We start from the raw sequence: 11,439 nt of genomic DNA, 5'->3' as shown, positions 1-11,439 counted from the left end.
GCATCGAAAAATACTTCGTAATGAAAAATGGGACGTGGGTAACAATGCCTGAAGAGTTCGCGTTCCCCCCCGACCGGTCAATGCCGCAGAAGCGAAATCGCGCCCCATCCGATAGCCGATCCAGAAGAAACTTGAGTTTTTCAACTCACGTACCAAAATTTTGGTATGAGCCTTGCCCTGAAGTCCCCAGCCGCTCTTCCGGCCCAGACCCGTGACCAGCTGATCGAGGCGATCTACCGGATCGCCCTCGACCCGCACAGCTATGACAGTTTCATGGACCAGTGGAACGAACATGTCGTGACCCAGCTGGTCGAACACGAGGAAACGGATCTGCCGGAGCTGGAGCCGCATTTCGCCATGGCGTCTCGGCTGCTGGATGAAACCATGCCGCCGCCGACCGAGGATGGTGAACAGCCGGATCCGACCGGCTCGGACCGGCGCGCACCGCGGTTCCTCCTCGACGGAAATGCCCGGGTCGTCTGGAGCAATGCACAGGCCGAACGCCAGCTGGGCTTCGGCCGTGGTGACAGCCTGTCCAGCCTTGCGCTCGGCCCCGCCGGTGAAAGGCTGACAGAGCTTGTCCTATCCCTCTCCGATCCTTCCAACCGCCCACGTGCGCAGGTCTTTTCCTTCAACGGCTCGGATGACGAACGCTCCCTTCACTTCGAAGCCCACGCAATCACGGACGGCTCCGGCAACCGGCTGATCCTTGTCAGCAAGCTTGTCCCGGTCTGGCCCCCGGCCATCCTGCCTCTGCTGCGCGAAAGCTTCGGCCTCACCCCGTCCGAGATCCAGGTCTGCGAAGCCCTGGCCGATGGTCTTTCCGCCGCTGAAATCGCGGAGCGGCGTCAGGCCCGGATCGCCACGGTACGAACCCAGCTGAAGAAGATCATGGGCAAGACCCGCACATCTGCCCAGCATGAGCTGGTGCGCCTGCTGCACCTGTTGATCCGTATCGCGGAAGAACAGCCGCTTCCGCCCCGCCTTGCCGCGCCCGGCGCTGTCCTGTCCCGAATGAAGCTTTCCGACGGGCGCCAGATGCCGATCGAAACGCACGGCGATCCCTCGGGCCGCCCGGTGATCTTCTTCCACGGCATGCTGGATGGCACCTCGATCACCCGGCACTGTCGCGATCTTCTGACGGACAGGAAGCTGCACTTCATCTGCCCGGTCCGGCCTTGGTTCGGAACCTCGGAACCCTATCACGGGGATGCTGCCCGGGCTCCGCAGGATTTCGCCCGGGACGTGCTGGAAATGTCCCGGGCCCTCGGGTTGAAACGACCTGTCCTTCTGGGACACATGGCCGGATCGGTCTACGCCCACGCCACGGCCGCCGCCGCCGAACCGGGGGAAATCGCGGGGGTCGTCCAGGTGGCCGCGGGGGTGCCGATCCTCGGCAAGGAACAGTTTGCCAGCATGTCACCGCGACAGCGCGCCGTGGCCTATACCGCACGCTACACCCCCCGGGTCCTGCCCTTCCTGCTGCGCGCGGGGATCCGGCAGATGCGCTCTGGCGGCGAAAGGCGCTTCCTGCGCACGCTCTATGAACACGCCCCCGACGACCAGCGCGTGATCGCGGATCCGGAGGTGCAGGATATCATCCTCAACGGCTACCGCTTCACCGTCGCGCAGGGCTACCGCGCGTTCGAGATCGACAGCCGCCAGGTGGTGAACGACTGGACCCCGCTGGTGACGGGTTCAGACGTTCCGCTGCGCATCGTGCACGGGGTCAGCGATCCCGTCGTCTCCATCGCGTCGGTCCGGAGTTTCGCCGAAAGGCACGCCGCGCGGGCCCGGCTGAAAGAGGTCCAGGGCATCGGCCAGCTTGTCTTCTATCGTCACCCGGAACTCATCCTCGACGAGATCTGCGCGCTGCAGCCTCAGCTGCAGGCCTGAACCGCCGCCCAGGCCCGCGTGAACCCCATGAGCGAAACCGGCGCGATCAGCACCTTCGCCTCCGGCAACGGGCGAAAGGCAAGGTAGATCCGCGAACCAGCCCGGAACCGAGACAGCTCCGCCAGACTGACGGGGCCGGATGCCAGGCAGCTGCGCGGATCGCAGTACTGCCAGGCCAGACCGACCACGGCATCATCCCGCAGATGCGAATAGCCGATGCCGGTGGGCAGATCCGCCCCGACCGGAACCCGCACCGTCACCATCGCGCCTTCCTCCAGGGGATAGAGAGCCAGCGTCGCCAGGCCGGAGCCGCTGTCGGCCAGGCCGACGGAAGCGGTCGCGACGCAGCCTTCCTCGCCAGAGAGGACCGACCAGTCGCGATAGGTTTCCCGCGTCGCACCCGCGACATCGGAAACCCCGAAGGGCAGGATCGACAGGAAAAGGCAAAGCAACCGGGACATGGCCGCACCGTCGGCCACGTACGTCACATGCGTCAAGCCCCCGCACGCCCCCCTCAGCTCTCGCCGCACATGTCTGGCCCGCCGATACCACGGCGCCCCGTTTGGTGATTCTGCAGGCCATCATCACGGCGGACCGCCGCCTTTCTGCGGCTCCACCTGGCCGGCCTGCCGCCCCGACTGCGGGTCCCGTCCTCATGTCTGCTCATTCTGGCAGCAAATCCATTTGCAAGCCCCCGGCGCCGATCGCTCGCGGCTCCACCCTGCGCATGCGAACCGAACCCGATCCCAGGTGGACAGCCCCCCGAGCGCCCCGCCACAATACCAGCCCCAAAACACTGAAAAATATATAAATTTCCGATCATCCATCAGACCGCTGCCTGACCGTGCCTGGACCGGAAACGCACACCTTCAAGTCACATTAATAAATGTGATTCATGCGACAGATTATGACAATTCATTTCCAGAATACCGTGTCATTCGCCTTGATCTAGGTCAAACGAGACCAAGGGAAAAACCATGAACCAGATCGAAATGGTGCGGCAGACGAACACAGGTCCCCAGGCGGATGCGGTCGATTTCTCGACCCTGACTGAACAGCCCGCCTTCCTGGATCTTCTGGACACGATTCGCAGCCGCCGCGATGAAATCCATGCCAAACGCCATGTCCCCCGCGACATCATCGACAAGATGAAAGCCGCGCGGATTTTCCGGTCCTCGACCCCATCGAAGTTCGGCGGCGACGTGATGGCCCCGCACCACTTCCTGAAGATGGTCGAAAAGATCGGCGAGGTCGATGGCTCCGCCGCCTGGGTCGCCGCCTTCGGTTCGGCCAACACCTACATCGCGGCCCTGCCGGAAGAAGCCCAGGCGGTCATCTACGCCGACGGCCCCGACCAGGTCTATGCAGGCGGGCTCTACCCGCTGAAGGAGGCCAAGCGCGTCGACGGCGGCTGGCAGGTCTCGGGCCGCTGGAAATTCGCCTCCGGCTGCATGGGCGCCGACTGGATCGGTGTCGGCATCATCGGGGCCGACCACGTGACCCGCGCCGCCGAAGGTCTGCCCCCGCAGGTCCTGATGGCCGTGGCCCCCGCGTCCGAGGTCGAGATCATCGAGACCTGGAACGTCATGGGCATGCAGGGCACCGGAAGCCACGACACGATGGTGACCGATCGCTTCTATGCCGACATGTGGACCTGCAGCCGCGGTGCCGCCGGGATCTACGACGAGGCGCTCTTCCGCTACCCGCCGCTTGCCTACCAGGCGCAGGTGCACGCGGCCTGCAACCTTGGCCTGGCCCGGGCCGCACTCGACCTTGCCACCCAGATGTCCGGCGGGGCCAAGCTGATGCCGGGGGCCTCGCGGCTGGCCGACCGGGGCTATTTCCGCACCGGTCTGGCCGAAGGCGAAGCCCGTCTCCGCGCCGCCCGCTCCTTCTACTACGAGATGGCGGAAAAGGCCTGGGACGAGCTGCAGCATGCCCCCGAAGTCTCGTTGGAGACCAACAACATGCTGCGCATCTCCGCCAGCCACGCGGCACGTGCCGCAGCAGATACCATCCAGCAGTGCTTCCGGATTTCGGGCATGGCCGTCATCCAGGAAACGCACCCGATGCAACGGATCCTGCGCGATTGCCTGGTGGTGACACAGCACGCCGCGCTCAACGATGCGACGATGGACAACGCCGGTGCCGTCCTGGCAGGCATGACCCCGCCCGCCGGCTACCCCTGAGGCAAGACAGATGGATCTGGCTCTCTCTTTCCACCAGCGGCTGGCCATCACGCCCGACAGAGGCGAGATGCGCGACGGTGCGATCCGCTACCTGATGATGCGGCCCGACGCGCTGATGGGCATGTTCGCCCGTCTCGCCCCGGCCGCCCGGATCGAGGCGCTCGACGCTCTCGCCGCCTCCGTGGCGGAGAACGGTGGCAAATCGGTCAAGGCCTACCGCGACAGCGGCGCGGCCGATCCCGAGGCGCTCATGCACACCATCGTTCAAACCTCAGCGGAGCTGGGCTGGGGCCTCTGGACCTTCGACCGGCAGGGCGAAGACGGCTTCTCCGTGACGGTCCGCAACAGCCCCTTCGCGGACGGGATCGGGTCCTCGGACATGCCCGTCTGCGGCGCGATCCGCGGCATCCTGACCGCCATGGGCCCGCTGCTGACCGGCGGCAAGGAAGTTACGGTGACGGAGACGCAGTGCCATGCGACCTCCGGCACCGGAAGCTGCAGCTTCACCGTAAGCTGCTGACCGGCACTGGCGCTCCACCGCTCCCCGGAGCGCGCCGGATGCAAGAGGCCACGGGCCCCATCGCAGGGGCCCGCGGAAACGACAGAAAGACCAATGAAAAAAGTCCCTCAGCACAACCCAACAGGATGTGAAATGACACAAAGCAACTTCTCCCGCCGCGGTTTCATGGCCGCGAGCGCAGGCCTGGCAGCGTCTTCCCTGGTCCTGGGCGCGCCGCGCATCGCGCGCGCAGCCAGCACGATCCGCATCGGCGTCGGCTCCGACCCCGTCTTCGCCAGCTTCTTCCTCGCGTCGCACGAAGGCTTCTTCAAGGATGCCGGCATTGACGTGAACATCCAGACCTACTCCGGCGGCGGCGAAGCGATGAACGCCCTTGTCGCAGGCCAGGTAGATGTCGCCGCGGCCTCCGAATCCACCACCATGACCCGCATGCCCCGGGCCGAGATCCGCCCGCTGGCCGTGACCTACTCCTCCGGCCTCTACGTGAAGCTGGTGCTGCGTGACGGCATCAAGGATGCCTCCGAGATCAAGACCTTCGGCATCGTTCCCGGCTCCATCTCCGAATACTGCACCGGCCTGACCATCCAGCACTTCGGCCTCGACGCCACTTCGCTGAAGATGGTTCCCTCGGGCCCGCCCGAACTGCCGGCCCTGCTGGTGCGTGGCGACATCGACGCCTTCTTCGCCTGGGAACCCTGGCCCGCGACCGCCGTCGCACAGGGCGGCCACGTCCTGCTGACCTCCCGCGATGTCGGCTACACCGACACCATCTGGGCCACTTCTTCGGCAGCGATCCTCGAATCCGACCCCGAGGGCCTGCAGGCCATGCTGGGCGCTCTCGCCAAGGCATCGGAGATCGTCCAGTCTGATCCCGAACGCGCCGCCGAAGGCGTCAAGGCGATCACCCGTATCCCCACCGACACGACGCTCACCGCCTTCAAGGACATGACGGCCGTGGTTCGCGACTTCACCGATGCCGATTACGAAAGCTTCTCCGGCATCTCGAAATTCCTGGCCGACAATGGCGCGACCGAGGGTGAAATCCCCTGGCGCGATTACATGCAGCGCGGCTTCTACAAGGGATAAGCCATGACCAAGGGTGCTCACATCACGCTCGACCATGTCGGGATTTCCTTCGGCGACGTCCATGTCGCATCGAACGTGAACCTCGATATCCAGCCGGGTGAATTCATCTGCCTTCTGGGGCCGAGCGGCTGTGGCAAGTCCACCCTGCTCAATGCCATCGCCGGGTTCCTGCCTGTCCATGGCACGATCACCGTTGGGGGGGACCGGGTCACCAAACCCGGTCTCGACCGCGGCGTGGTCTTCCAGTCGGCCGAGGTTCTCTTCCCCTGGCTGACAATCCGCGAAAACGTCGAATACGGGCTGAAGCTGGCCCGGGTTCCGGCGAAGGAACGGCACGAGAAGGCCGAGTATTTCATCCGCCTCGTGGGCCTGTCCCATGCCGCGGACCGCTTCCCCAAGCAGCTTTCCGGCGGCATGCGCCAGCGCGCGCAGATCGCCCGCGTGCTGATCAACGAACCTTCCGTCGTGCTGATGGACGAACCCTTCGGCGCGCTGGACGCGCAGACGCGGGAAGTGCTGCAGCGCGAGCTGGACCGGATCTGGCGCGAAACCGGCTGCACCATCGTCTTCGTCACCCATGACATCTGGGAAGCCCTGCTGCTGGCCGACCGCGTCGTGGTGATGTCCGCCGGCCCCCGGGCCGGGATCAAGACGATCCAGCCCATCGACCTGGCCCATCCCCGTGACCCGGCCAGCCCCGAATGCCTCGAACTGTACCGCGCCCTGCGCGACGATATCGGCGAGGAAGTGAAACGCGCCCTGCAACAGCAGGGCCTGGCACAGGAGGAACCGGCAGAATGACCGACGCCGCAACCCAATCCCCGGCCCAAACCCCGGAAGGCAGCCCGATGAAGGGCAAGGTCTACCGGGCGCTCACCGGCCCGGCCATGCGCCCCGTCCTGTTCGGCATCGCCTCCGTCGTCGTCGGGATCATCATCTGGCACGTAGGCTCGCTCTACACCTCTCCGCTGTTCCTTCCCTCTCCCTGGAGCGTCGCCCAGACCACCGTGGGCATGATCGCCGACGGGTCGCTCTTCGTGGCCATCGGCGCCTCGGCCTGGCGGATCCTCGCGGGCTGGGTCGCCGGCGTCGTCATCGGCGTACCGCTCGGCCTGGTGATGGGCCGCTTCCAGGTCGTGCGGCTGATCTGCGACCCCTGGATCGAGTTCTTCCGCTTCATCCCGCCCATTGCCTTCGTGACCCTGGCCGTCATCTGGCTTGGACCGGGCGAGCTGACCAAGATCGCGCTGATCTTCTACTGCACGGTCTTCATCGTCACCATCAACACCATCGCCGGGGTCAACGCGGTCAACCCGCTGCGCCTGCAGGCCGCCCGTTCGATGGGGGCCGGCAAGCTGGCCGAGATGACCACGGTCATCCTGCCCTCCTCCGTGCCCTTCATGCTGACCGGCGCCCGGATCGCCATGGGGAATTCCTTCCTCACCGTGGTCTCGGCAGAGATCGTCTCGGCCCAGAGCGGGCTCGGTGCGATGATCTGGACCGCACGGAACTTCGGCCGGACCGACTGGGTTTTCGTGGGCATCATCTCCCTCGGGATCCTCGGCTACCTCTTCGACCGCGCCTTCCGCTACGCCGCCAAACGCTGGTTCGTCCGCTTCAGCTTCTGAACCATCCACCCATGATCGCAGACCCCTTTGCGGTGCCCCGAACGGGCACCGCCCGGGGAAGCTCTGCCCAAAGGAGAACGACATGAAGGATATCGACACCCCCTTCGCCGCCCGGGTCGAGGACGACCGCGCCCTGACCACGCTCTACACCGATCCCGCGCTCTTCGACGAAGAGATGCAGAAGATCTTTGCCAAGACCTGGGTCTGGGTTGCCCATGACAGCGAAATCGCCGAGCCCGGCAGCTACAAGATGGCCAAGGTCGGGCTGGAGCCGGTGATCGTCACCCGCGACCGCAAGAAGAACGTCCACGTCCTGCTGAACCGCTGCCGTCACCGCGCCGCCACCGTCTGCGAAGTGAAGAAGGGCAAGACCAACTCCTTCGTCTGCCCCTACCACGGCTGGGCCTACGGCCTCGACGGCTCGCTGCGTGGCGTGCCCTACGAGGAAAGCTATGCCGGCAAGCTGGAACGCGGCAAGCTGGGCCTGAAGATCCTGCGCACCGAAAGTTACAACGGCCTGATCTTCGCCACCTTCAATGACGAGATCGAACCGCTGGAAGACTTCCTGGCCGGTGCCAAGAAGTGGATCGACCTGTTCATGAAGCAGGGCGCGGGCTACCCGGTGAAGGCCAATGGCGAACACAAGTTCACCTTCCCCGGCAACTGGAAGATCCAGCTGGAAAACACCACCGACGCCTATCACTTCCCGCTGGTGCACAAGCCCTTCCTGAAGCTGACCGACGTCGAAACCGAAGAACAGTTCGACATCATGAACAAGGGCGGCTGGGTCGAGGACCTGGGCAATGGCCACTCCGTCATGATCATGATGCCGGAACTGGTCGACCTAGAAGAGAACCTGGACGCGCCGATCCCCGACAAGTTCGCCAACCTGGCCCAGGCCCTGCGCGACGAAGGCCACGAGGAAGAGCAGGTGCGCCGCATCATCCGTGCCGTCGGCGGCTCGGGCTTCAACGTCAACCTGTTCCCCAACCTCGGCTGCTCCGCTGCCTTCTTCCGCGTGCTGCAACCGCTGTCGGTCAATGAAACCGAAGTGCGTCACATCGCGCTCGGCATGGACGGCGGCCCGGAAATCGCCAACCGCGAGCGGCTGCGCATCCACGAGTTCTTCCAGGGTCCGATGGGCTTCGGCTCCCCCGACGATGCCGAGGTCTGGGACCGCGTCCAGCAGGGCGCACAGGGCGGCAAGGAACTCTGGCTGCTGCTGAACCGCTCCACCGACAACGAACAGCCGACCGACGAGGGCACCGTGAAGGGTGACGTCAGCTCGGAAATCGGCATGCGCGCTGCCTACAGGCAGTGGAAGAAACTGATGATGGAGAGCTGATCCATGGACATGATGACCCCTGTGAAAGACACCGCGCTGCTGGATGCCATGGCCTTTGCCTGGCTCGAAGCCGACCGGCTGGACCATCGCGAATTCGACGACTGGCAGGCGATGTGGACCGAAGACGGTCTCTACATCGTGCCGATCGAACCCGGCGTGACCGACTTCGAAGCGCATCTGAACAATGCCTACGACAACGCCGAGATGCGCGCCAAGCGCATCGAGCGGATGATGGGGGGGGACAGCGTCTCCGCCTCGCCGTTGGCCAAGACGGTGCGGGCGCTCTCGCGTTTCCGCCTGCTGTCGGACGATGGCAAGACGATCGAACTGCGCTGCATGCAGACCCTGACGGAGTATCGCCGTGAGCGTCTGAAGACCCACGTGGCCGATCTGGAGTTCACCTTCGTCCGCGAAGGCGCGGGCCTGAAGATCCAGCAGAAGGTCGTGCGGCTGATCAATGCCGACAACTCGCTCTCGGGGATTTCCTACATCCTCTGACCGAAACCGGCCGGGTTCCCTCAGTCGCCCGGCCGGACCTCTCCCCTGACTGTTCCCCAGACTGGGCCCGGCCTTCATCCCCGGGGTTTCCCGTGCCGGGCCCCCTTTTCACGAGTTTGCCTTCCCGCTTGCGCCCAAGGACGTCCAAATGATCGAAGCTACCATCGCCCGCCGCCACGCCCAGGCCCGCGACATCGTCGTCCTGGATCTCGTCTCCGCCGACGGCTCCCCCCTGCCCCCCTTCACCCCCGGCGCCCATATCGACGTGGAAGTCGGCGACGGGCTGGTGCGGCAGTATTCCCTTTGCGGCAACCCGGCCGAAGGCGCGCTCTACCGCATCGGCGTGCTGAAGGATCCCGCCTCGCGCGGGGGGTCCGCCGCCATCCACGCCGGGTTTGCCGAAGGCGCCACCATCCGCATCGGGGAACCGCGCAATCTCTTCCCCCTGGCCGAGGCCGCGCCCTTCTCGGTGCTCATGGGCGGCGGTATCGGCATCACGCCGATGATCGCCATGGCCCATGCCCTGCATGATGCAGGCCAGCCCTTTGCCCTGCACTACTGTGCCCGCGAAAAGGACAGCGCTGCCTTCCTCCAAGAGATGTCAGCCGCCCCCTGGGCCGCCAATGTCACCCTGCATTTCGACAGCGGCGAGGACGGCACCGCCGCCTTCTCCCCCGCGACCGACCTGCCCGACCCCGCCACCGGCGCCCATGTCTACACCTGCGGACCGGGCGGGTTCATGGATTTCGTCCTGACCTCCGCCGCCGCCCGCGGCTACCCCGAGGAACGCCTGCACAAGGAATATTTCTCGGTCGAGGTCGAGACCGGCGGCGACACCTTCGAGGTGGAGCTGGCGCAATCGGGCAAGACCGTCACCGTCGGCCCCGACCAGACCATCGTCCAGGCCCTGGCCGAGGTCGGCGTCAGCGTCGAGGTCTCCTGCGAACAGGGCATCTGCGGCACCTGCCTCTGCGATGTGCTGCAAGGCACCCCCGATCACCGCGACAGCTTCCTCACCGACGAGGAACGCGCCGACAACGACCAGATCATGCTCTGCTGCTCGCGCGCCAAATCCGCGCGGCTGGTGCTGGATCTTTAACCGGACGGAGTTTCGACATGACGACGACACAGCAGCCCCCCTCCCTGCCCCTTCCCCCGGGCCAGGGCGACTTCCGGCAGGCCATGTCGCGGCTCGGCGCGGCGGTGAACATCATCACCACCGATGGCCCGAAGGGCCGTCATGGCATCACCGCCTCTGCGGTCTGTTCGGTGACCGATACCCCGCCGACGCTCCTCGTCTGCATCAACCGTGGCAGCAGCGCCCATGACCTCGTGCTCGGCAACGGCGTCTTCTGCGTCAATGTCCTGGCCCATGACCACGCCGACCTCGCCATGCGCTTCGGTCGTCCCGGCCTCTCGCCCGAGGAACGCTTTGCCGACGGTCACTGGGCCCCGCTGGCGACCGGCGCGCCCGCACTTGCCGGTGCCTCCGTCGCCCTCGACTGCCGCGTCTCCACCGTGACCGAGGCCGGGACCCACTCCGTCATCCTGGGTGAGGTGCAGGCCCTGCGCCTTGGAGAGGAAAGCCCCGCCGGACTGGTCTACTTCAACCGTGACTTCCACCGCCTGGGCGTCATCCCCGCCGCCTGACCCCCTAACTGAAAAGCCCTTTTCCGAAAGACCCAAAGGACCCTCCATGACCGACCTGACCAAGACCGTCGAAGCCCTGACCCACCGCATCGCGATCCTCGAAGCCGAGGCCGAAGTGCGCCGCGTCCAGGCCCGCTACATGTTCCTCTGCGATACCCCGATGCCGGAATACGGCGTTGAATCCGATGCCGACCGCATCGACGTGATCATGGAACTCTTCGCCGAAGAAGCCGTCTGGGAAGGCGTCGGCGAATACTACGACAACCAGTTCGGCCGCGCCGAAGGCAAGGCCGCCGTGCGCCGCCACTTCGAAGGCTTCTGGGGCCAGAAGCAGGATCCGGCGCTGATCCTGAACGCCCACTACCTGACCTCTGAACAGATCCACGTCGCCGAAGACGGGCTGACCGCCGAGGGCCAGTGGATCCACATGCAGCCCTGGCTCTTCTCCGACGGGAAGGCGCTGCTGCGCTCCTCGCGTCTGTATAACGCCTTCAAGAAATGCGACGATGGCAAGTGGCGCTTCACCCGCAACCGCACCGAAAACGTCTTCGTCGCCCCCCTGCCCGCAACCTGGGCCTCGGACTACCCGTCCCGCTCGGTGCTGATGAAGCCCTGATCGACGGCAAT

Annotated in this window: 12 protein-coding genes; 11 read left to right on the top strand and 1 reads right to left on the bottom strand. The window is 65.4% G+C overall.

What is annotated here, in order from left to right; genetic code table 11:
• Positions 1–165 precede the first annotated feature (165 nt).
• A complete protein-coding gene (locus tag AC2IR1_RS04035; RefSeq protein WP_486474996.1) occupies positions 166–1,896 on the top strand; it encodes a bifunctional helix-turn-helix transcriptional regulator/alpha/beta hydrolase in 1,731 nt (576 codons plus the stop codon).
• Here AC2IR1_RS04035 and AC2IR1_RS04030 read toward each other — a convergent pair.
• Positions 1,881–2,384, bottom strand: coding sequence for an invasion associated locus B family protein (locus tag AC2IR1_RS04030; RefSeq protein ID WP_486476369.1), 504 nt, complete (start codon positions 2,382–2,384; stop codon positions 1,881–1,883). The genes AC2IR1_RS04035 and AC2IR1_RS04030 overlap by 16 nt on opposite strands.
• Before the next feature lie 489 nt (positions 2,385–2,873).
• Here AC2IR1_RS04030 and AC2IR1_RS04025 point away from each other — a divergent pair, with 489 nt between their 5' ends.
• The 10 genes from AC2IR1_RS04025 to AC2IR1_RS03980 all read left to right on the top strand — a co-directional run bounded on the left by AC2IR1_RS04025 (position 2,874) and on the right by AC2IR1_RS03980 (position 11,428).
• Positions 2,874–4,085 (top strand): acyl-CoA dehydrogenase family protein, encoded by a 1,212-nt coding sequence (locus AC2IR1_RS04025; RefSeq protein WP_486474995.1) that lies wholly within the window; start codon positions 2,874–2,876, stop codon positions 4,083–4,085.
• A 10-nt stretch (positions 4,086–4,095) separates the two neighbouring features.
• Positions 4,096–4,605 carry a V4R domain-containing protein gene (locus AC2IR1_RS04020; protein ID WP_486474994.1) on the top strand — a complete coding sequence of 170 codons (510 nt, stop codon included), beginning with the start codon at positions 4,096–4,098 and terminating at the stop codon, positions 4,603–4,605.
• Positions 4,606–4,737: 132 nt separating this feature from the next.
• Positions 4,738–5,691 (top strand): ABC transporter substrate-binding protein, encoded by a 954-nt coding sequence (locus AC2IR1_RS04015; protein WP_486474993.1) that lies wholly within the window; start codon positions 4,738–4,740, stop codon positions 5,689–5,691.
• A gap of 3 nt (positions 5,692–5,694) precedes the next feature.
• The gene (locus AC2IR1_RS04010) at positions 5,695–6,492 is read left to right on the top strand and encodes an ABC transporter ATP-binding protein (protein ID WP_486474992.1); all 798 of its coding nucleotides are present in this window, start codon (positions 5,695–5,697) and stop codon (positions 6,490–6,492) included.
• Entirely contained in the window at positions 6,489–7,319 is an 831-nt protein-coding gene (locus AC2IR1_RS04005; protein WP_486474991.1) for an ABC transporter permease, read from the top strand. The genes AC2IR1_RS04010 and AC2IR1_RS04005 overlap by 4 nt, the downstream gene beginning before the upstream one ends.
• 82 nt (positions 7,320–7,401) lie before the next feature.
• Complete coding sequence (locus AC2IR1_RS04000) at positions 7,402–8,664, top strand: aromatic ring-hydroxylating oxygenase subunit alpha (RefSeq protein WP_486474990.1); 1,263 nt, start codon at positions 7,402–7,404, stop codon at positions 8,662–8,664.
• A gap of 3 nt (positions 8,665–8,667) precedes the next feature.
• On the top strand, positions 8,668–9,162 hold the full coding sequence (locus tag AC2IR1_RS03995) for an aromatic-ring-hydroxylating dioxygenase subunit beta (protein WP_486474989.1): 495 nt from the start codon (positions 8,668–8,670) through the stop codon (positions 9,160–9,162).
• A gap of 148 nt (positions 9,163–9,310) precedes the next feature.
• Positions 9,311–10,261, top strand: a complete 951-nt coding sequence (locus AC2IR1_RS03990) for a PDR/VanB family oxidoreductase (RefSeq protein WP_486474988.1) — start codon at positions 9,311–9,313, stop codon at positions 10,259–10,261.
• 17 nt (positions 10,262–10,278) lie between these two features.
• Positions 10,279–10,812 (top strand): flavin reductase, encoded by a 534-nt coding sequence (locus AC2IR1_RS03985; RefSeq protein WP_486474987.1) that lies wholly within the window; start codon positions 10,279–10,281, stop codon positions 10,810–10,812.
• 46 nt (positions 10,813–10,858) lie between these two features.
• On the top strand, positions 10,859–11,428 hold the full coding sequence (locus tag AC2IR1_RS03980; RefSeq protein WP_486474986.1) for a nuclear transport factor 2 family protein: 570 nt from the start codon (positions 10,859–10,861) through the stop codon (positions 11,426–11,428).
• The last annotated feature ends 11 nt before the right edge of the window (positions 11,429–11,439 follow it).

This window comes from Pseudooceanicola sp. NS-SX8 (assembly GCF_057380755.1).
The sequence above is the reverse complement of the archived record's forward strand: the minus strand, read 5'-3'. Positions and strand labels throughout refer to the sequence as shown.